This window comes from Cupriavidus sp. SIMBA_020 (genome assembly GCF_046535395.1).
Taxonomy (GTDB): Bacteria; Pseudomonadota; Gammaproteobacteria; order Burkholderiales; family Burkholderiaceae; genus Cupriavidus; species Cupriavidus campinensis.
Genome location: NZ_JAWRWU010000010.1, coordinates 49,499 through 70,576, shown reverse-complemented (window position 1 = coordinate 70,576; position 21,078 = coordinate 49,499). Strand labels below are relative to the sequence as shown.

Here is a 21,078-nt window from a genome sequence, read left to right as displayed (position 1 = left end):
TGAGCCATTGCGTGGCAACGGCTCACGCAGAAACGGGTACGCTTTGGGATTGTTCGCCGGGTTGGCTGGCACGTCCTTCGCAAGTCGGCCCGGGTTGCACGGAGGTTGCACTGAGGAGCGAACGCATGGAGCTGCCGTATATCGACGCCGATAAAGTCCAGGCCACCTGGGCCTATCTCACCCAGTTTGCGGTCAGCCAGGGGCTGAACTGCCTTGCCGCGCTGGCCATCCTGATTGCCGGCTGGTGGCTTTCCGGCCGCGCCGCGCGGGCCGTGAGGCAGGGCCTCCATCGCACCCACGTGGACGACACGCTGCGGCCCATGCTGGCCAGCGTGGCCCAGTGGGTGGTGCGCGTGCTGACCGTGGTGCTCGTGCTGTCGCAGTTCGGCGTGCAGACCGCGAGCATCATCGCCATGCTCGGCGCCGCCGGCCTGGCCATCGGCCTGGCGCTGCAGGGCACGCTCCAGAATATCGCCGCCGGGATCATGCTGGTGCTGCTGCGCCCGTTCCGCGTGGGCCAGTACATCGACGCCCAGGGCGTGGCCGGCACCGTGCGCGAGACCGGGCTGTTCATGACCGAGCTGACGACCTTCGACGGGGTCTGCCTGCGCGTGCCCAACGGCAAGCTCTGGGGCAGTTCGATCATGAACTACAGCGAGAACGTCACGCGGCGCATGGATATCGAGATCGCCGTGACCTTCGACAGCCCCGTGCAGTCCGGGCTGGATGCGCTCAAGGCCATGCTGGCCAAGGAGCCGCGGCTGCTGGCCGAGCCCAGGCCCGAGGTCATGGTGACGAAGTACACCGACCGGGGCATCGCGCTGAACGCGCGCTACTGGACCTCGAATGACGATTTCTGGAACGTGCAGTTCGGCTTCTTTGGCAAGCTGAAGCCGACGCTCGAGGCGGCCGGCTGCCGGATTGCCGTGCCGGTGCAGGAAGTCCTCGTACCGGAGATGGATGAGGCGGCGCTGGCCGAAGGGGCCGAAGGGGCCGATGGGGCCGATGGGGCCGACGGCAAGGCGGAGCGCTACGACGCCCGCCGCACCCCGCCGCGCCGGCCGAACTAGCCCCGCTCGGCCTCTTCCTCCGCGAACAAGGAGCACGCGCCGGTCTCGGCCGTGCTCACATGGGCGCGGAAGCCGCCGAACAGGTCGCGGCCCACGCCGTGCCGGTTGCGCGAGAGATCGGGCCGATCAGCTTCGCGCGCGGCCAGGTCGGCATCGGCCAGCTTCACGGTCAGCACGCCGGCTGGCGCGTCCACGCGCACGATGTCGCCGGTGCGCACCTTGCCGATGGCGCCGCCCAGCAGCGCCTCGGGGCAGACGTGGATGGCCGCCGGGACCTTGCCCGAGGCCCCCGACATCCGCCCGTCCGTGACCAGCGCCACGTGGAAGCCACGGTCCTGCAGCAGCGTCAGCGTGGGCGTGAGCTTGTGCAGCTCGGGCATGCCGCACGACGCCGGCCCCTGCCACGGCAGCACCGCCACGAAATCGCGCTCGAGTTCGCCACGCTTGAAGGCGTCCAGCAGATCATCCTGCCGCTCGAAGACGATGGCGGGCGCCTCCACCACCTGATGTTCCGGTTTCACAGCCGATGTCTTGATAACACATCGCCCCAGATTGCCGTCGAGCAGCTTGATCCCGCCATCGGCCGCGAACGGCTGCTCGGGCAGGCGCACGATGGTGTCGTCCAGCGAGGCCGTGGGACCGTCGATCCAGGTCAGCTTGCCGTCGCGCAGCACCGGCTCGCGCGTGTAGTCGGCCAGCCCCTTGCCGGCGATGGTGGTCACGTCGTCGTGCAGCAGCCCCAGCGCCAGCAGGCCGCGAATCACCACTGCCAGCCCGCCGGCCGCCTGGAACTGGTTCACATCGGCCTTGCCGTTCGGGTAGACGCGCGCCAGCAGCGGCACCACGGCGGAGAGTTCATCGAAGTCGTCCCAGGTCAGCTGGATGCCGGCCACGCGCGCCATGGCGATCAGATGCAGCGTGTGGTTGGTGGACCCCCCCGTGGCCACCAGCCCGACGATGCCGTTGACGAACGCGCGTTCGTCGAGCACATCGGCCACCGGGGTGTAGCGCTCGCCGCCATGCACCAGCGTCAGCGCGTGGGTGGCGGAATGGCGCGTCAGCGCCTCGCGCAGCGGCGTGCCGGGGTTGATGAAGGCGGTGCCCGGCAGGTGCAGGCCCATGATCTCCATCAGCATCTGGTTCGAGTTGGCGGTGCCGTAGAAGGTGCAGGTGCCGGGGCCGTGGTAGGACCGGGTCTCGGCTTCCAGCAGCTCCGCGCGGCCGATCTTGCCTTCGGCATAAAGCTGGCGGATGTGGGCCTTCTCCTCGTTGCCGATGCCGGTGGTCATCGGCCCGCCCGGCACGAACACGGCCGGCAGGTGGCCGAAGGACAGCGCACCCATCACCAGGCCAGGCACGATCTTGTCGCACACGCCCAGGTACAGCACGCCGTCGAACATCTGGTGGGACAGCGCCACGGCGGTGGCCATGGCGATCACGTCGCGCGAGAACAGCGACAGGTCCATCCCATCCTGGCCCTGCGTCACGCCATCGCACATGGCCGGGGTGCCGCCGGCGAACTGCGCCGTGCCGCCGGCCGCCAGCGCGGCCTCCTTGATCCAGCGCGGGAAGGCTTCCAGCGGCTGGTGGGCGGACAGCATGTCGTTGTAGGCCGAGACGATGGCCAGGTTGGGGCGCTCCTGCGCCTTGAGGCGGATCTTGGCGTCATCCGGCATGGCGGCCACGCCGTGGGCGAGGTTGGTGCAGGACAGGTTGGCGCGCTCGACCTTCTGCCCGGCCATGGCGCGGGTGCGGTCGAGATAAGCCTGGCGCGTGGCGCGGCTGCGGGTCACGATGCGGGCCGTAACCCGCTCCAGGACAGGGTGGCGTGGCATGGAGTCTTCTCCTGTGAGGCGTGGGGCGCTTCGTGCGGCGCTCCATCAGCGTAGTCCAAATCGGCGGATACAGGTCGGATCGCTCACACGCCCGGATGTTCCGCGCTGGCCTGTGACAACGGCGTGTACCCCCGGTGTGCAGTCCGCGACGCTACGCAGAAATGGGTACGCTCGGGGTCCGCCTGGGGCCGCCCGCCGGCCGAATCCGTCCCGCCCACTGCCCAATCCCCGGCGAGTGACGTAACATGGCCGGAACTTATCCGCCCCTCGCCGGCACTCAGTAGTTGCCGGGGCGCCCACTTCCCCCCCGCAAGGAGCCCAGGGTGAGCATGCCCGATTTCGACATGGTGCTGTTTGGCGGCACCGGTGACCTGGCGCGGCGCAAGCTGCTGCCGGCCCTCTTCGACGCCCACCGCTGCGGCGTGCTGCATCCGTCCGCGCGCATCCTCGCCACGGGCAGCCACGCCCAGACCACCGAGCAGTACATCGCCACGCTGGAAGACACCGTGCGGCCCGCGCTGGAGCACGCGCCGCCCGACGCCTGGGCCTCGTTCCTGCAACGCATCTGCTATGTGCAGGCCGACGCGCGCGAGCCCGCCCACTTCGACGCGCTGGCCGAGAAGGTGCTGGCCCGCAAGCCCGAGGTGGTGGTCTGCTACCTGGCCACCGCCCCCCACATCTTCGTGCCGATCTGCGAGCAGCTGGGCCGCACTGGCGTGAACACGCCCAATGTGCGCGTGGTGCTGGAGAAGCCGCTGGGGCACGACCTGGACTCGTCCGAGGCCATCAATTCCTCCGTGGCGAAGTTCTTCGCCGAAGACCAGATCTATCGGATCGACCATTACCTGGGCAAGGAATCGGTCCAGAACCTGATGGCGATCCGCTTCGGCAACGCGCTGTTCGAGCCGCTGTGGCGCCGCGAATGGGTGCAGGACGTGCAGATCACCATCGCCGAGGAACTGGGCGTGGAGTCGCGCGGCGACTTCTACGACCGCACCGGCGCGCTGCGTGACATGGTGCAGAACCACCTGCTGCAGCTGCTATGCATGGTGGCGATGGAGCCGCCGGCGAGCCTGTCGGAAGACGCCATCCGCGACGAGAAGATCAAGATCCTCAAGGCGCTGCGGCCGATCCAGCCGCAGGACGTGGCCGAGAAAACCGTGCGCGGCCAGTACCGCGCCGGGGCGGTCGGCGGCAAGCCGGTGCCGGGGTATATCGAGGAACCGGGCATCGCCCCGGACAGCCGCACCGAAACCTTCGTCGCCATCAAGGCCGAGATTGCCAACTGGCGATGGGAGGGCGTGCCGTTCTACCTGCGCACCGGCAAGCGCATGCAGTCGCGCGTGGCCGAGATCGTGGTCCACTTCCGTGACGTGCCGCACGCCATCTTCCCCAAGCCGCTGACGCTGTCGCCGCAGAACCGGCTGGTGATCCAGCTCCAGCCCGAGGAAAGCATCAAGCTGTATTTCCTGGTCAAGCAGCCGGGCGATACCCTCGAACTGACCCCCACCTCGCTCGACCTGGACTTCGCCAACTCGTTCAAGGTGCGCCGCGCCGGCGCCTACGAGCGCCTGCTGCTGGACGTGATCCGCGGCCGGCTGGGCCTGTTCGTGCGCCGTGACGAGCAGGTGCAGGCGTGGCGCTGGGTAGAGCCGATCATCGACACCTGGGCCGACAGCACCGTGCCGCCCAAGTCGTATACCGCCGGCACCTGGGGGCCTGCGGCGTCGTCGGCGCTGATGTCGCGCGACAACGCGCTCTGGCACGAGGAAGTCTGACCCACCATCTGTCTAACTAGAAAGGGACCGATCATGCGCCAGTACGAACATGCCTCCGTGATGGATCAGGCCGAATCGCTGGCCCTCTCGATCGGCCATGCGCTGGAACTGGTGATCCAGGCCAAGGGCTGGGCGGTGCTGGCGGTGTCCGGCGGGCGCTCGCCGGTGCCGATGTTCGAACGGCTGCGCTATCGGCCCATCCGCTGGGACGCCGTGACCGTGACGCTGGTGGATGAGCGCGCGGTGCCGCCCGACCACCCTGACAGCAATGGCGCGCTGGTGCGCCACAACCTGCTGCGCGAGGCAGCGGGCGTGGCGGCCTGGTTGCCGCTGGTGGAGGATGCCGCCGAGGCGGCCCAGCCGGAGCGCGCCGTGGCGCGGCTCAACGAACGCTTCCAGCAGCCGGACGTGGTGGTGCTCGGCATGGGCGAGGATGGGCACACGGCGTCGCTGTTCCCCGAGGCGCCCGAGCTCCAGACCGCGCTGTCCGAGCCGAAGCCCGGTTTCCTGGTCACCCATCCGACCAGCGCCAACCACGCCCGCGTGACGCTGAACCTCGCCGCGCTGCTGGCCGCCGAACGCACCTTCCTGGCCATCTCGGGCGAGAAGAAGGCCGAGGTGCTGGCCCGCGCGCTCAAGGCGCCCACGCCGGCCCTGCCGGTGAGCCTGGTGCTGGCGCGCCACCACCACGGCGTGGATGTGTTCCGCACCTGATCGCTCGCCAACGTTCGTTCTCGACAAAGTTTTCGACAAAGGGTCCCGATGTCTCCACCTGATGCGCAAGCCGACTCGTATCCCCGCCTGCTGGCCGACGTAGGCGGCACCAACGTGCGGATGGCGCTGGAAACGGCACCGATGCGGATTGGCGCGGTCACCGCGCTGAAGGTGGCGGATTTTCCGTCGCTCGAAGCGGCCATGCGGCAGTACCTGCGCGGCCTGCACGACCTGCCGCGCCCGCGCCACGCGGCCATCGGGCTGGCCAATCCGGTCACCGGGGACCACGTCAAGCTGACCAACCACAACTGGGCGTTCTCGATCGACGCTACGCGCCGCGCGCTCGACCTGGACACGCTGGTGGCCATCAACGACTTCACCGCTTTGGCGCTGGCGCTGCCCTACCTGCCCGCGGAGGACCTTGCGCTGGTGCGCAGCGGCACGGCGGTGCCCACGGCGCCGCGCGCGCTGCTGGGGCCGGGCACCGGGCTGGGCGTCTCGGGGCTGGTGCCCGCGCCCGGCGGCGGCGCGGTGGCGCTGGCCGGCGAAGGCGGCCATATCGAGATCATGCCGGCCACCGACGACGAGTGGATCGCCTGGCGCTACGCCCATCAGCATCTGGGGCGGGTCTCGGCGGAGCGCATGTTGTCGGGCATGGGCCTGTCCCAGATCCACGCCGCGCTGGCCGCAGAAACGGGTACGCCTCTGGCCCAGCCGCTGACCCCGGCCGAGGTCACGGACGGCGCCATCAAGACCGGCGACCCGCTGTGCCAGCGCGCCTTCGCGGCGTTCTGCGGCCTGCTCGGCTCCGTGGCGGGCGACGTGGCGCTGGTGCTCGGCGCGCGCGGCGGGGTCTATCTCGGCGGCGGCATCGTGCCGCGTTTCGTCGATGCCTTCCGGGCCTCGCCGTTCGCCGCGCGCTTTGCCGCCAAGGGCCGCATGGGCGCCTATCTGGCCGACATCCCGGTCTACGTGATCACCGCCGCCTACCCGTCGCTACCCGGGCTGGCGCGCGCGCTGGCAGACCGCCTCGAGGGCGACATGCGCCACGGCGCCGCCGCCCAACCCTGACTGACCGATCCCGACATGCGTGTATTGCTGGTGGAAGATGACGCCATGATTGGCGAGAGCGTGAAGGTGGCACTGCGCCAGGAGGGCTTTACCGTCGATTGGGTGCGCGATGGCGATGCCGGCCTCGACGCCGCCTCTGACCAGCACGGCCCCCGCGCGGACGGCGGCTACGACCTCGTGCTGCTCGACCTTGGTCTGCCGCGCCGCTCGGGCCTGGACGTGCTGAAGACCCTGCGCGCCCGCAACGTGCGCACGCCGGTGCTGATCCTCACCGCGCGGGACGCCGTGGCGGACCGCGTGGCCGGCCTCAACGCCGGCGCGGATGACTACCTCGTCAAGCCCTTCGACCTCCAGGAACTGGCCGCGCGCATGCACGCGCTGGCGCGCCGGGCCGAGGGCCGCGCCGAGCCGCTGCTGCGCTACGGCGACATCGTGCTCAACCCCGCCACGCGCGAGGCCACCCAGGCCGGCACGGCGGTGCGGCTGTCCGCACGCGAGTTCGCGCTGCTCTCCGCGCTGATGGCGCGCCCCGGCCAGGTCTGGTCGGTGGCGCAGTTGCAGGAGCGCCTGTACGGCTGGGACGACGAGGTGGGCAGCAACACGGTCGAGGTCTATATCCACGCGCTGCGCCGCAAGTTCGGCGCCGCCCTGATCCGCAATATCCGGGGCGTGGGCTACGTGGTGCCGCAGCGTGATGGCGCCGACGAGGAGCGTCCGTCCTGATGCGCTCGATCCAACGTACGTTGTTGTGGTGGCTGGCCGCCGGGCTGGCGGCGGGTATCGCCGTGGCCACCGGCCTGATCTACGCGCAGGCCCGGCAGGAGGCCAACGCGCTGTTCGACTATCAGATGAAGCAGGTGGCGGCGGCGTTGCCGAGCCAGTTCCCGAGCCCGATCGCGCCGCCGTTCGACGGTGGCAATGGCAGCGGCGCCAGCGCGGACCTGCTCCATGCAGACGAGGACGTGGTGATCCACATCTGGGACGGCACGGGCCGCAGTCTCTACCTGTCGCACTCCCACCCGGTGCTGCCGCCGCGCGCGGAACTTGGCTTCTCCAGCGTGCGCACGGATTCCGGCGAATGGCGCATCTACAGCGTGCAGCTGGGGCCGGCCGTGGTCCAGATCGCCCAGCCGATGAGCGCGCGCCGCACGCTGGCCGCGCATATGGCGCTGCGCACGGTGGCGCCGCTGCTGTTGCTGATGCCGCTGCTGGCGTGGCTGATCTGGATGGCGGTAGGACGGGGTTTGCGCCCGCTGCGCGAGATTGCTGCCGAGGTGCGCGCGCGTGACGCCAACACGCTGGCGCCGCTGGCCTTGCGCCAGATGCCGGACGAAATCGCCCCGCTTTCCGACGCGCTGAACCAGTTGCTGGCGCGGCTGGCGCAGGCCATCGACACCCAGCGCGCCTTCGTGGCCGACGCTGCCCACGCGCTGCGCACGCCGCTGGCGGCGCTGCAATTGCAGGCGCAACTGGTGGAGCGCGCCGACAGCGCGCCGGCCCGGCAGGAAGCCGTGTCGCAACTGCGGCAGGGGCTGGAGCGGCTGACGCACCTCGTCGCGCAGTTGCTGACGCTGGCGCGGCAGGAGCCCGGCGCCGCACCGCCGCCGCATGAGCCGGTGGACCTGCGCGCGCTGGCTGCGGGGGTGATCGCGGAAATGTCCCAGGCGGCCATCGACCGGGATATCGACCTGGGGCTGGAGGCCGATGCTGCCGAAGCTGAAACCGGCCCCGCCACGGTGCGGGGCGATGCGGACGCGCTGCGCATCCTGCTGACCAATCTCATCGACAACGCGCTGCACTACATTCCGGCCGGCGGGCGGATCGATGTGCGGGTGGCGAGCTTGCCGGGTGTCGGCAGCGAGGGTGGCGTGGAACTGCAGGTCAGCGACAACGGCCCGGGCATTCCCGCCGACGAGCGCGCGCGCGTGTTCGACCGGTTTTACCGTGTACCGGAAGCGCCCACGGGCGGCAGCGGGCTGGGGCTGGCCATCGTGGCCGAGATCGCCCAGTCGCACGGCGCCCGCGTGGCGCTGGAAGATGCCGCGCCGGGGCTGCGCGTGCGCGTGACCTTCCCCCCGTCGCGGCCTGAGCCCGTCTTCCCTTAGTCGTGCCTCAGCCGACCGGCGCGAACAGCGGCTCGCCCGCGAAGTGCCGGCGCGCGTTCTCCAGGAACTGGCTGACCGACGCCAGCACCGCTTCCGGCGACCAGCCGGCCACGTGCGGGGTCAGCACCACGTTCGGGCAATCGAACAGTTCCTTGGGCGGCAGCGGCTCGCTCTCATAGACATCGAGCCCGGCGCCGCCCAGCTCGCCGGCGCGCAAGGCATCGGCCAGCGCCGCCGTGTTCACCACGCTGCCCCGCGCGATGTTGACGAGGTAGCCGTGCGGCCCCAGCGCGCGCAGCACCGGCGTATCGACCAGATGGCGCGTCTCCGGGCCCCCCGGCGTGGCGATGACCAGATAGTCGGCCCACTTGGCCAGTGCGCCCACATCGGCAAAGTACGAAAACGAGACGTCCTCGCGTGCGCGGCGGTTGTGATAGCCGATCTCCAGGTCGAAGCCCTGGCCGCGCTGCGCAATGCGCCGCCCGATGGTGCCAAGGCCGACGATGCCGAGCCGCTTGCCCGAGAAATTCGGCGGCAGCGGCAGCGCGTTGCGCCAGACGCCGTCACGCGTGGCGTGGTCCAGCGCCGGCACGCGGCGCACGGTGGCCAGCAGCAGCGCCATGGCGTGGTCGGCCACGCAGCTGTCGTTGGTGCCCGCGCCGTTGCCCACGGCAATGCCGCGCGCCCGGCAGGCGGCCAGGTCGATGTTCTCGTAGCCGGCGCCCAGCGCGCACACCACCTCCAAGGCCGGCATGGCCGCGATCTCGGTGGCCGTCAGGCCGACCGTGCCATTGGTCAACACGGCGCGGAAGGTCTTGCCGTGCGCGGCCACTTCCGCCGCCCGGCCCTCGGCCGTGGGCGCGTAGCGGACGTCGTACTGGGCGGAGACAAGTTCAAGATGAGCGGGTTCGAGCTGGATCAGGACAAGCAGGGCGGGCAGGGCGGGCTTCATGACGTCACGGCGAGGGGAAGTGAAAGGAGGATGCCGGCGAACCGACGCGCCATTCTATGCCCGACACCGGATCAATGCTTGACCCCGCAAGGGTTGGTGCGCGCAGAAATGGGTACGCTTTGCCGGCAGGGGCGGCACCAGGCGGCGGAAAAAGCCGCGCAGAAACGGGTACGCTTTGGCCTGTTTCGCCAATTTCGCCGCTATGCTCGGTCATCCACCCGAGCCGACCATGTCCACCCTCCTCACCACCCCTCGCTGGCGCTGGCTGCCCGCCCCTGACACCTGGCAATACCACGCCCTGCTTGGTGCGGCGGGGATGCTGGTGCTGGGGCCGCTTGGCTGCGTGGCGGCGGCTTACATGAACTTCTCGCTCGGGTTCTTTATTGGCGGGCAGGTGCTGGCCGGCATTCTGGGTTCGGCGGTGACGGCGGGATATGGCGCCGCCGGGCGGCATGGGGCCAACTATATCCAGACGGCGGCGGCGTCCGTGGCCGGCATGGGCGGGATGGTCGTGGTGATCCAGGCGATGGGCTGGATGGGCATGGATGCGCCGCCGCTCTGGCACCTGATCGGCTACATGCTGTGCATCGGCATGTATGGCGTGGGTGTGGGCATGCTCTACACGCCCTTGCTGGTGGACCGCATGCAGCTGACGTTTCCGTCCGGGCTGGCCGTGGCCAACATCCTGCGGGCGCTGACCGATCCGGTGCTGCTGCGGCGCTCGGTGGCGCGGCTGGGCGGCGGTATCGCGCTCGGGGCGGTGGCCGGGGTGGGGGTCACGCGCGTGGCGTGGCTGGGTGCTATCGACCTGTCCGCGTCGACCTTCGGCGCCGGCATGATCGTCGGCGCGCGCATCGGCATCGCGGCGCTAGTCGGGGGGCTGGCGGGATGGGCGCTGACGCCGTATTTCGTGTCGATTGGCTGGCTCGCGCCGGGTGACCCCTATCGCAAGATCACCTTCCTGATCGCGCTGGGCATGATCATGGGCGCGGCGCTGGTCGATGTGTCACTGCTGCTCGCGCGGGCCTGGCGGGAGCGCCTGCCGGCCACGCAGGTGCCGGCGCCCGCCGTCCCTGTCCCCGCCTCCCCTATCCCCGCCTCCCTTATCCCCGCCTCCCAGCGCGGCCTGCCGATGCGTTGGATCTGGCTCTGGGTGGTGGTCTGGGGCGCGGCGGTGGTGGCAACGGGCGCGGCGTGGTTCGGCCAGCCGGTGGGCTACCAGCTGCTGGCCGTGGCGCTGGTGCTGGTGTTCGCGCTGGTCAACGGCATCTCGGTCGGCATGGTCGATGCGAATCCGATCTCGTCGGCCTTCGTGCTCACGGTGATCCTGATGGCCGCCGTGGGGCTGCGCGAGCCCCATATCGGCCTGATCGCCGCGACCGTGCTGCTGGTCTCCACGGCCGAGGCGTGCGACATGCAGCAGGACCGCTCCACCGGCTGGCGGCTCGGCACCAACCGGATGATGCAGTTCGGCTATCAGGTGGCTGGCATCGTCGTGGGCGCGGTGCTGGCGGTGCTGCTGGCGCGGCTGTTCATGCAGGCGTATCCGGTGCTGCGGCTCGACCAGACCCTGCTCCCGGCGGACCAGCAGCCGGCGCGCTGGACCTCCGCCATGACCTACAAGATCGTTGGCGCGCTGCGCAGCATGACCGAGGACCGCTCCTACCAGCGGCTGGCGGTGTGGATCGGGGTGGGTATCGGGCTGGTGACCGAGGTGGCGCGCAAGGCGATCCGTGCCTCGGCCCGCTACCGGCGCTTCGCGCAGTCGGGCGGCGCCGGCAAGACCGTGGATTTCCTGCTCGATGCAGCGGTGCTGCCGTCGCCGTACGCGTCGTCGTTCGGTGGGTTTGTGAACCTGCCGGCCGCCGCGTGGATGGCGGCGGGCGGCGTGCTGGCCAGCGTGGTGGAGAGCGTGGCGAAGAACCGCGGGGCGCCCGCCCGCGATGCCGCGCTGCCCGAGGACATGAGCACGACTTCGCTGGTAGGCGGCGGGCTGATCGCCGGCGACGCGCTGGCGGCGCTGGCGCTGGGTGTAGCGGGGTTGGTGGCAGTGGTGGGCTAGTCTCCCCTCACACCTCCTTCGTCATCCCCTTGAAGTCGATCCACTGGCCGAACTGTTCCTCGGTGACGTGGCCCGAGGCAATCGCGGCCTCGCGCAGGGACAGGTTCTTCTTCACGGCCAGCTTGGCGATTTCGGCAGCCTTGTCGTAGCCGATATGCGGGTTCAGGGCCGTCACGGACATCAGGGAGCGTTCGAGCAGTTCCTGAATCCGTGCGCGGTCCGGCTCCACGCCTTCGACCATATGTTCGGCGAAGCTCGACGCCGCATCGGCCAGCAGTGTCACAGACTGCAACAGGCTATAGACGATCACCGGCTTGTAGGCGTTCAGTTCGAGCGTGCCCAGGCTGTTGGCCAGCGTGACCGTCGTATGGTTGCCGATGATGCGGCAGCAGACCATGGCGAGGGCTTCGGCCTGCGTCGGATTGACCTTGCCGGGCATGATCGACGAACCGGGCTCGTTGGCCGGCAGTTGCAGTTCGGCAAACCCGGCGCGCGGGCCCGAGCCGAGCAGCATGAAGTCCCGTGCGATCTTCAGGAACGACGACGCCGTGGTGTTCAGCGCGCCCGAGAGGTCGGCCAGCGCGTCATGCGCGGCCTGGAGCGCGAAGCGGTTGGCTGCCGGCTCGAACGGCAGGCCGGTGTAGCCGGCCAGCGAGCGGGCAAAGGCGGCGGCGAATCCCGGGGGCGCGTTCAGGCCGGTGCCGACCGCGGTACCGCCCTGCGCCACCGGCATCGCGCGCAGCATGGCCTGTTGCAGGCGCGATTGCGCGTCCGCCACCTGGGTCATATAGCCGGAAAATTCCTGGCCGAGGGTCAGCGGCACGGCGTCCTGCAGGTGGGTGCGGCCTACCTTCACGATGTCGGCAAACGCTTCCACCTTCTTTGCGAAGGTTTGTTGCAGTTTCTCGAGCGAGGGGAGCAGCGTCTGCTGGATGGCGCGCGTGGCGGCGATGTGCATCGCCGTGGGAAAGCTGTCGTTGGACGACTGGCTGGCGTTGACGTGGTCGTTCGGGTGAACCGGCTTCTTGCTGCCGACCTCGCCGCCCAGCAGCTGGATGGCGCGGTTGGAGATCACTTCGTTGAGGTTCATGTTGGTCTGCGTGCCCGAGCCGGTCTGCCAGACCGAGAGCGGGAACTCGGCCGGCCACTTGCCGGCGATGACTTCCTCGGCGGCCTGCTCGATGGCTTCGGCAATCTCGGGCTTCAGCACGCCCAGGTCGCGGTTGGCACGGGCCGCGCAGAGCTTGAGCACGGCGAACGCCTCGATCAGGGCCGGGGGCATCTTCTCGCTGCCGATGCGGAAATTCTGGCGCGAGCGCTCGGTCTGGGCGCCCCAGAGATGATCGGCCGGTACGGCCACATCCCCGAGGCTGTCTTTTTCGATGCGGGTGGCTGACGAGGGGTTTGCGGGCTTGGCGGACATGGACGGACTCCTTGAGGGAAGGCTGCAGGATCAGGCAGGACTGCTAGCATAGCCTTCCCGCGTCACATTCGCGCCGAAGCCCCTGTCGCCGTCAGGCGGTTAGATTGCTGTGCATGTTGCGGCGATGCCGGCAGGTCAGGCGGTCATCTTGAGGCACATTTCCATGCAGGCCTGGCACGCCGCGGCGCATTCCTGGCAGTGCCAATGGTCATGTCGCTCACATTCTTCCTTGCACCATTTACACACTTCGGCGCAGTCTTCACAGACGAGGGGCGCAAATTCGCTATTGCGCAGCATGTAGGAGGCGGCGAGCGTGCAGATGCCGGCGCAGTCCATGTCCAGGGCGATGCAGCGTGTCATCTTCCGGGCGTCCTGCTCCTCGAGGCAGGCGGCCGCGCACTTCAGGCAGGCCGCCGCGCAGGCGTTGCAGGCGGCGATACAGTCGGCATACCGTTCAAAATTCTCTCGCACTGTGGGTCGAATCATCGGGTGTCCTCCTTGGGGGTGGGTGGTCGACAACCAGCAACCGTTATCCACAATAGCAGGCGCCTCGGCGTCCTGCCGCAATGTGGCGTGGTCTACAATGGCCGCCTCAGGTTCGGCGCCGTCAGCGTTGGATAGTTCCGGTCCATTCATTCGAATGGGCGGAGAAGCGTGAAGAAGTTGAAAATTGGCAGCGATAGGCTGCAAGAAAGGACGGCATCATGGGTGAAGCAAAACGGCGGGGCACGCCCGAGGAACGGGCGCAGCAGGCGCAGGCACGGATCGACGCCCTGCGGCCCGCACAACTGGTCTGCGGCGCGTGCAAGACCTCGTTCACCAATTTCGATGCGATTCCGGCCCCCGGCCTGCGCGGCATCGACGCCGTGTTCGGCGGCCAGTGCCCGAGCTGCGGCAACGATGTGGTCGTATTCAAGGGCGAGCCCCAGGCGGTGGCCGAGGCCATGCTGGCCTACGAGAGGATGATGGGCGAGAGCGCGCGGCTGGGCTACCAGTCGGCCGATGGCCGGCACGTGCCGTTCGACGAGGCCGCGCCGCAGGCATCGGACGCTTCCGACGACTCGACCAAGCACTGAGCCGCCGGGCGGGTGGCGCTTTCAGCGCCGAAAGTCCCCCGGCTGGGCAGGTCCTGGCCGCCCCTCAGGCTTCCAGCGCCATCAGCTCCGCCGGGCCAATCTCGTAGCGGCCCCGGCCGAGCGCCTTGGCGCGGTAGAGCAGCGTGTCGGCCATGCGCTTGAGTGTCTCGTCCGTCATCGGGCTACCGCGATAGAGCGCCACGCCGATGCTGACGTCCACGTCGGCCATCACGCCGTCGAAGTAGAAGCGCTGGCCGATAGCGTCGAGGATGGACTCGGCCACGCGCTGGGCCGTGGCGGGCGAGGCGATGTCTTCCAGGATGACCGCGAATTCGTCGCCACCCAACCGCGCCACGTGGTCCTGGTCGCGCACGCAGCGGCGCAGGCGCAGGGCGAACGACTGCAGCAGCATGTCGCCCGTGGCATGGCCGTGCGCGTCGTTCACCGCCTTGAAGCGGTCCATGTCGAGGAACAGCAGCGCCATCAGACGATACTCATCGCGGCTGCGCGCCATGGCGGCGTGGAGCTGGCTCTCGAAGGCGCTCCGGTTCTCAAGCTGCGTCAGGTGATCGGTTTGGGAGATCCGCGCCAGCCGCTGGTGCTCCAGCTTGCGCTGCGTAATGTCCTGCACGTGGATGTGCACCCCCACCACTTGCTTGCCATCCTCGCTCCATTCGGGGCGGTAGCTCATTTCCATCCAGTGCGGCTGCGGCGTGCGGTATTCGCTCTCGAACGTGATCACGGCACCGGCCAGCGCCTGTTGCAGGTAGGGGCGCGCCAGCGCGTAGCGCGCCTCGCCCAGCACCTCGCGCACGGTCTTGCCCCGGATCTCCTCCACCCGCATGCCGAACGCCTGCTCGTAGGCGACGTTGTTGAAGACGTAGCGCTCGTCGTTGTCGATAAAGGCCAGCAGCGAGGGCAGGTTGTCCGTGACCGCGCGCAGCCGGCGCTCGCTGCGCGCCAGTTGCTGGCCGCGCTGGCGCACATCGCGCATCAGGCGGATGAACGCGCGGGTCACGTCGCCGATTTCATCGCGCTGCGGGCGGCGGGGCAGGCGCTCGAAGGCGTCGGCATCGTCGGCGCTGGCCTGCACCACCTGATGCAGCCGCGATAGCGGCATGAGCAGCCGCCGCACCGCCAGCCAGATCAGCAGCGCCACGCCGCCCAGCACCAGCCCGGCCATCATCAGGAAACGCCGCTGCATCTGGCGCAAGGGCGCGTAGGCCTCGCGCGCGGGCAGCACGGCAATCAGCTCCCAGCCCGTGGTGGACATCAGGTGGCGCGCAATCACGGGCCGCTCCGGCATCAGGAATTCGAGCGTCGCGGGCTGGTCCGTCTCGCCGCAGGTGTCACCCAGGGCGCGGGCCGGCTGGCGTGCCTGACGGGTGTCCGGATGCTGCACGTAGACCGGCCTGGCGCCCGCCGACACCAGGCAATAGAACCCGGTGTTGCCCAGCCGGCTATGGGCGATCTCGACCAGGAAGTTCGAGCGCGACAGATCGAGCCAGCCGCCCACGAGGCCCAGAAACTGTCTGGACGCCGAGACCACCGGCATCGCCACCAGCACGCCAATCGTGCCATCGACGCGTGCGTGGATCGGCGCGGCCACCACCGGGTTCAGCGTGCGCACCGCCTCGCGGAAGTAGTCGCGGTCGCCCACTTCGATCGGCGGGCCCGATGACGTCAGCACGCTGCCATTGGCATCCGTCACCACCACTGAATTGAACGCCGCCGGCACAGGGATGGTCTTGCCGATGACGTCGAGCAGATCGGCCCGCACGTCCTCCCGGGCCCGACCGCGTGCATTTTCCAGCACCGCGCCAATCTGTGGCGCCATGTGGGCCAGCATCACGGTGCGGTCGTCCATGGCGGTGTCGAGCTGGTCGGCGGAGAGCTTGACGATGGAGTCCTGCTGGTTCTGGAGCGCGTCCTCCAGGTCCCGGTGCGCGTAATACAGCGAGCCGAGCACGATGCCCGTCCCGAGCACGGCGGCCAGTACCGTGGTGATGAGCGCGATGCGCGCTTTCAGGGAGGGTTGGAGGCGGGGCATGCTGACAAACGCGGGCAAGACGAAAGGCGAGGGCACGCAGGAGTGGAGAACAATGCTGCTCACGCACTTCCCATGCCTGATTCCGGGGGTGCGGCAGCGGGGCAACGTACCACGCATCACCCGTTTGAGTCAGCCGGGGGAAACGGCGTTGACAAGCCCCATGCGTTGCTGCCCGCCCCGCCGCGCATGTGTGTGCGGAAGCACTGTGCGCCGTTGGGCCGGCACGGTATAGTGCGCCCGGCGTAGCGAGTTTGCCCCCCAAACGAGGGGAGCCGGCGCCCCCCGGCCCGCGATGCAGGCCCGGGATATTCACCGTTTTCAGCGTTTCCACCGTCTTTTATCCTGCCTTCATGACCTTGTCCACGTGGTTGCCCGTTCTGTCCTGGCTGCTGGTTGCAGCGGGCGGCGCCTTGGTGGGCTGGATGGCGCGGGCGTGGTGGAGCCGGCGGGCTCCCGGGCAGGTCAGCGCGGCACAGGCGACGCAGGACCAGACCGAGCGCCGCCGCGTGGACGAGTACATCCGCCATCTGGCCCAGCATGACGCGCTGACCGGGCTGCTGAACCGCGCCGCGCTGCACAGCCGCACCGAGGCCGTCCTCGACGATGCGCGCCGCCAGGGCGGGCGCGTGGCGCTGCTGCTGCTGGACCTCGATCACTTCAAGCACATCAACGAAACCCTCGGGCACCCGGTGGGCGACGATGTGCTGCGCACGATTGCCCAGCGCCTGCGTGGCACGGTGCAGCCGCGCGACGTGGTGGCGCGCATGGGGGGCGACGAATTCGCCGTGGTGCTGGGCGGCCTGCGCCATGACAGCGAGGCCGAGCTGACGGCGGCCAAGATCCTGGCGCGCGTGTCCGAGGGCTTGCAGCTCGCCGGGCACCTCGCCGGGCAGCCGCTGCGCGTGACGCCTTCGCTCGGCATGGCGATCTATCCCGACGATGGCGAGACGCTGACGGACCTCCTCAAATCCGCCGATTCGGCCATGTATGCGGCCAAGCGCGGCGGCCGGGCGCAGTTGCGGCGCTTTGCGAGCGAGATGGCCGAGGCGTCGCTGACCCGCTTCACGATCGAGGCACTGCTGCGCCGCGCGCTGGCCGAGCAGGAATTCCGGCTGCGCTACCAGCCCATCGTCGACCTCGTCACGCTGAACGTGGTGGGCGTAGAGGCGCTGATCGCCTGGGAAACTCCCGAACGCGGCGTGATGCAGCCGTCCGAATTCATCCCGATTGCCGAGCAGTGCGGGATGATCGACGCGCTGGGCGAGTGGACGCTGGCCACTGCATGCCGCGAGATCCAGACCCTGCGCACCGAACTGGGCCGCGACATCGACGTGGCGGTGAACATCTCGCCCTTGCAACTGCGCCGCGCGGACTTCCCGGAGACCGTCGCGCGCTGCCTGCAAGCGGCCAGCCTGCCGGCGCCGAGCCTGACCATCGAGGTCACCGAAGGCATTCTGGTGGATGGCGGCGAGACTACGATCGAGTCGTTCCGGCGCGTGCGCCAACTGGGCGTGAGCGTGTCCATCGATGACTTCGGTACCGGCTATTCGGGGCTGGGCTACCTGACGCGGCTGCCGATCAGCAAGCTCAAGATCGACAAGTCATTTGTCGATGACCTGGCCATGCCCGGCCACGACCGCGCCGTGGCCGCCGCGATCATCGCGCTTGGCCATCAGCTGCACCTGCACGTGGTGGCGGAAGGCGTGGAGTCGATGGCGCAGCTGGAATTCCTGCGTGGCGAGGGCTGCGACGCGGTGCAGGGCTTCCTGTTCTCCCAGCCGCTGGGCTTCAGCGCGCTGCGCGACCTGCTGCTGGCCGGCAACGGCTTCTCGCGCGTGGCCTGAGGACGTTCCGGCACCCATCCGGCGCCCCATCCGGCGCCCCATCCGGCGCCGCAGAAACGGGTACGCCTTGAGTGCGCCTTGGGTACGCCTCAGGTACGCTCCGACCATGAAAAAACCCGGCTGGCGCTCAGGCGCACAGCCGGGTTTGTCTTATCCGGGGACGGGGCTCAGCCGTTGACGGTGGACGCCGCCGCATCCTCGCCATTGGGCGAATGGAGCCGGCGGTACAGTTCGTCGATACGCAACCGGCTGCTGGCCAGTTCCTCACGTCCCTGCTCGGTCAGTTGATAGACCCGCCCGATACCGTCGCGCAATACACTTTCCAGATAGCCATCCATCTGCAACGCGCGCAGCAAAGGCCGCACCGTGCCGATATCCACCTGGAATCCGTACTCCATCAGCATTTCTGCAAGCATGGCCACGGTGGCGGGCACCTCCATGGCGAATTGCAAGACGTAGACGCGGGCTAACAAGCCAAGGAACTGTCGTTTCATGAGGCAGGCAACGCAAAGGGGGGACTGACGGTTGACGCGGATTTTACCGCGCGCGCTGCGGCGCTGCCCGTGAGATGCCGAAGTCGCATACGATAGCCGCGTGTCCGACGGCAGAAAAAAAAGAAGCCGCCAGGGTTGCCTGGCGGCTTGTCGGGAATGCGTCGGAGGGGTCAATTAACTCTGGCGCAGAACAGAGTTTAGCGGAATCGAATACGCGATGTCACGCCCTGTGCTAAGGCTCCCCACAAATGGGGGGTAGGTATGTAAGGCATCCGAAAGCGATATTGCGGCCAATCCGCAACATTGGTGATCTTTGCCCCACTTTTGGGCAAGTTTTGGGACTTTTAGCGCGTGTTCTTCGACCCCTTCCGTGGTCAGGATCAGGTCCGATTCCAGCGCGCGGCTTGCCGCCGGGCGCGGTGTAATGGCAGTACCGCGTCACGGGTCGGGGAGTTCGACCCTCCGACGACACGCCCCCATGCCGATCAATTTCTCGTCGTTTTGTATCCAATGCGCAACAGTTTCGCGGCGCGCGCCCGAATCGTTGCTTCTCACCAAGGCCATGAAACCTTCCGACCTGATTCGCCTGCTGTCGCTGTCCGCCATCTGGGGCGCCAGCTTTCTGTTCATCCGCATCGGCGCGCCGGTGCTGGGGCCGCTGCCGACGGCGTTCTTCCGCGTGCTGATCGGCGCCGTCACGCTGGCGGCCTGCCTGATGCTGATGAAAGTGAAATGGGACATGCGCGGCAAGTGGCGCCCGGTGATCGCGCTGGGCATCATCAACTCGGGCATCCCGTTCGTTATGTATTCGGTGGCCGCGCTCTGGCTGCCGGCAGGCTATTCGGCCATCTTCAACGCCATGACGCCGCTGATGGGCGTGCTGATCGGCAGTCTGTTCTTCGCCGAGAAACTGACGCGCGCCAAGGCGCTGGGGGTGCTGATCGGACTGGCCGGGGTGGCGGTGCTTACACGCACCGGCCCGGTGGTGTTCTCGCACGAGGTGCTGCTCGGCGCGCTGGCCTGCCTGGTGGCGACCTCGTGCTACGGGTTGGCCGGATTCCTGACGTGCCGCTGGATCACCGCGCGCGGCGGGCTGGATAACCGGCTCGTGGCGGCGGGCAGCATGGTCGGCGCGACGCTGTTCCTGCTGCCGTTCAGCCTCGCCGCGCTGGTGCGCGAGAACACGCTGCCGGCGGCTGGCCCTGGCGTGTGGGCGGCCATGCTCGGCCTGGGCATGGTTTGCACGGCCATCGCCTACGTGTTGTATTTCCGGCTGGTGGCGGATCTCGGCCCGGTGCGGTCGCTCACGGTGACCTTCCTGATTCCGCCGTTCGGCATCGTCTGGGGCTGGATGTTCCTGGGCGAGGCGCTGTCGTGGGCGCACGCCGCCGGCATGCTGCTGATCGGCGCGGCGGTCTGGCTGGTGCTGAAGCCGGCCGCGCCGGCGGTGAAACCGGCAGCGGCAAGCTCCTGACCGCCGCCTCAGTGGCGATGGTGGTCGCCGCGGTCGCCGTGGTCATCATGGCCGCGATGGTCATCGTGGCGGTCGCGGCCATCGCCATAGCCATGGCCGTTGCCGTGACGATGCCAGGCCTGGTACTGGCGGCGGTCATACCAGCGGCCGCCATCCCAGTAGCGATCGCCATGCCAGCCGATCACGACCGGCGCCACCACCACCGGCGCCGGACGATAGGCCACCGGCGGCGGCGCCACATAGACAGGCGCCGGACGCGGCTCGACATAAACGGGCGCGGGGGCCACATAGACCGGGGCCGGCACGCCCAGGTTGACGTCGATATCGACGCGCGCCATGGCGGCTGTGGAGGCCGTCAGCGCAGCGGCGCCAGCGACGAAAACCAGGAGGGAAAGGGGACGCTTGTTCATCGTATTCACCAGGGGTGAGAGGTTATGACTCCACTCTACCCATCTGGCGTATTACGATTCACGCACATTTGTAACAGAATCGGCCAATTCTGTAAGCGATCTGGCCGGCACTTCTGTCAGATCGACGACTCGCTTCCCGGCACCACCTGGCAGGCCGGGCACAGGCCATAGAGCACCAGCATGTGCTCGCGCAGCTCGAAGTCATTCTCGGCTGCCACCTTGCGCTGGCGTTGCTCGATTCCCTCGTCACGGAATTCCTCCACCCGCCCGCAGCTCACGCAGATCAGGTGGTCATGATGGCCACCCTCGTTCAGCTCGAACACGGCATGGTCGGCCTCGAAGGTGTGGCGCAGCAGGATATTGGCCTGCACCAGCTGGTTCAGCACGCGATAGACCGTGGATAGCCCCGCATCCACTTCCTGCGCCAGCAGGATCCGGTAGACATCTTCCGCGCTCAGGTGACGGCGGTCGCTGCGCCGGAACGCCTCCAGCACATGCATGCGGGGCGATGTGGCCTTGAGGCCGGCGCGTTGGAGAGGGGTAGGGCTGGACTTCACGGATGACAAGGACATGCGGCGGCTCGCACCGGGCGGGGTGCGCTCAGTTAGTTGACTCCACGAGGATTCCGAAGGGCGGTGGGCGCGGGTATCGAAGCATCGAGGCATCGATGGCCCACCGGCCGGGGCGTGCGGGAAATCAGGCGGGAAGCACCCGGGCCGG

General features: G+C 68.7%; 18 protein-coding genes. 10 read left to right on the top strand and 8 right to left on the bottom strand.

Annotated features, from left to right (window positions below):
* Positions 1-125 precede the first annotated feature (125 nt).
* Positions 126-1,070, top strand: coding sequence for a mechanosensitive ion channel family protein (locus SB751_RS19210; RefSeq protein ID WP_313818650.1), 945 nt, complete (start codon positions 126-128; stop codon positions 1,068-1,070).
* Here SB751_RS19210 and edd read toward each other — a convergent pair.
* Complete coding sequence (gene edd, locus SB751_RS19205; RefSeq protein ID WP_144201036.1) at positions 1,067-2,905, bottom strand: phosphogluconate dehydratase; 1,839 nt, start codon at positions 2,903-2,905, stop codon at positions 1,067-1,069. The two genes, SB751_RS19210 and edd, sit on opposite strands and share 4 nt — an antisense overlap.
* A 329-nt stretch (positions 2,906-3,234) precedes the next feature.
* On the opposite strand from edd, the gene zwf reads away from it, so the two are divergent.
* From zwf to SB751_RS19180, 5 genes are read left to right on the top strand one after another with little or no spacing between them, the layout of a single operon-like run.
* Positions 3,235-4,683: a glucose-6-phosphate dehydrogenase gene (zwf, locus tag SB751_RS19200; protein WP_211942688.1), complete on the top strand. Its 1,449-nt coding sequence runs from the start codon at positions 3,235-3,237 to the stop codon at positions 4,681-4,683.
* A gap of 33 nt (positions 4,684-4,716) precedes the next feature.
* Positions 4,717-5,397 (top strand): 6-phosphogluconolactonase, encoded by a 681-nt coding sequence (gene pgl, locus SB751_RS19195; RefSeq protein WP_144201032.1) that lies wholly within the window; start codon positions 4,717-4,719, stop codon positions 5,395-5,397.
* A gap of 48 nt (positions 5,398-5,445) precedes the next feature.
* A complete protein-coding gene (locus tag SB751_RS19190) occupies positions 5,446-6,468 on the top strand; it encodes a glucokinase (protein WP_144201030.1) in 1,023 nt (340 codons plus the stop codon).
* Between the two features lie 15 nt (positions 6,469-6,483).
* Entirely contained in the window at positions 6,484-7,191 is a 708-nt protein-coding gene (locus SB751_RS19185; protein WP_144201028.1) for a response regulator transcription factor, read from the top strand.
* Complete coding sequence (locus SB751_RS19180; RefSeq protein WP_250025702.1) at positions 7,191-8,573, top strand: sensor histidine kinase; 1,383 nt, start codon at positions 7,191-7,193, stop codon at positions 8,571-8,573. Before SB751_RS19185 ends, SB751_RS19180 begins: the two co-directional genes overlap by 1 nt.
* 7 nt (positions 8,574-8,580) lie before the next feature.
* Here the strand turns inward: SB751_RS19180 and SB751_RS19175 are convergent, their stop codons facing one another.
* On the bottom strand, positions 8,581-9,525 hold the full coding sequence (locus SB751_RS19175; RefSeq protein WP_144201024.1) for a 2-hydroxyacid dehydrogenase: 945 nt from the start codon (positions 9,523-9,525) through the stop codon (positions 8,581-8,583).
* 229 nt (positions 9,526-9,754) lie between these two features.
* On the opposite strand from SB751_RS19175, the gene SB751_RS19170 reads away from it, so the two are divergent.
* Entirely contained in the window at positions 9,755-11,587 is a 1,833-nt protein-coding gene (locus SB751_RS19170) for an OPT/YSL family transporter (protein WP_211942691.1), read from the top strand.
* Positions 11,588-11,594: 7 nt separating this feature from the next.
* On the opposite strand, the gene fumC is transcribed toward SB751_RS19170, so the two are convergent.
* Both fumC and SB751_RS19160 read right to left on the bottom strand, forming a co-directional pair.
* Entirely contained in the window at positions 11,595-13,010 is a 1,416-nt protein-coding gene (fumC, locus tag SB751_RS19165) for a class II fumarate hydratase (protein WP_144201019.1), read from the bottom strand.
* A gap of 135 nt (positions 13,011-13,145) precedes the next feature.
* Complete coding sequence (locus SB751_RS19160; RefSeq protein WP_144201017.1) at positions 13,146-13,496, bottom strand: four-helix bundle copper-binding protein; 351 nt, start codon at positions 13,494-13,496, stop codon at positions 13,146-13,148.
* Positions 13,497-13,714: 218 nt separating this feature from the next.
* Here SB751_RS19160 and SB751_RS19155 point away from each other — a divergent pair, with 218 nt between their 5' ends.
* Complete coding sequence (locus tag SB751_RS19155) at positions 13,715-14,086, top strand: hypothetical protein (protein ID WP_144201015.1); 372 nt, start codon at positions 13,715-13,717, stop codon at positions 14,084-14,086.
* Between the two features lie 64 nt (positions 14,087-14,150).
* Here the strand turns inward: SB751_RS19155 and SB751_RS19150 are convergent, their stop codons facing one another.
* Positions 14,151-16,136, bottom strand: a complete 1,986-nt coding sequence (locus tag SB751_RS19150; protein WP_410748297.1) for a diguanylate cyclase domain-containing protein — start codon at positions 16,134-16,136, stop codon at positions 14,151-14,153.
* A gap of 350 nt (positions 16,137-16,486) precedes the next feature.
* On the opposite strand from SB751_RS19150, the gene SB751_RS19145 reads away from it, so the two are divergent.
* On the top strand, positions 16,487-17,980 hold the full coding sequence (locus tag SB751_RS19145) for a putative bifunctional diguanylate cyclase/phosphodiesterase (protein WP_377732460.1): 1,494 nt from the start codon (positions 16,487-16,489) through the stop codon (positions 17,978-17,980).
* Positions 17,981-18,147: 167 nt separating this feature from the next.
* On the opposite strand, the gene SB751_RS19140 is transcribed toward SB751_RS19145, so the two are convergent.
* Entirely contained in the window at positions 18,148-18,474 is a 327-nt protein-coding gene (locus tag SB751_RS19140) for a PadR family transcriptional regulator (RefSeq protein WP_144201011.1), read from the bottom strand.
* Positions 18,475-19,036: 562 nt separating this feature from the next.
* Here SB751_RS19140 and SB751_RS19135 point away from each other — a divergent pair.
* Positions 19,037-19,948 carry a DMT family transporter gene (locus tag SB751_RS19135; protein WP_410748296.1) on the top strand — a complete coding sequence of 304 codons (912 nt, stop codon included), beginning with the start codon at positions 19,037-19,039 and terminating at the stop codon, positions 19,946-19,948.
* 8 nt (positions 19,949-19,956) lie between these two features.
* Here the strand turns inward: SB751_RS19135 and SB751_RS19130 are convergent, their stop codons facing one another.
* Together SB751_RS19130 and fur are read right to left on the bottom strand one after the other, a co-directional pair.
* Positions 19,957-20,358, bottom strand: a complete 402-nt coding sequence (locus tag SB751_RS19130) for a PXPV repeat protein (RefSeq protein WP_144201007.1) — start codon at positions 20,356-20,358, stop codon at positions 19,957-19,959.
* A 116-nt stretch (positions 20,359-20,474) separates the two neighbouring features.
* Positions 20,475-20,930, bottom strand: a complete 456-nt coding sequence (gene fur, locus SB751_RS19125; RefSeq protein ID WP_144201005.1) for a ferric iron uptake transcriptional regulator — start codon at positions 20,928-20,930, stop codon at positions 20,475-20,477.
* Positions 20,931-21,078 lie beyond the last annotated feature (148 nt).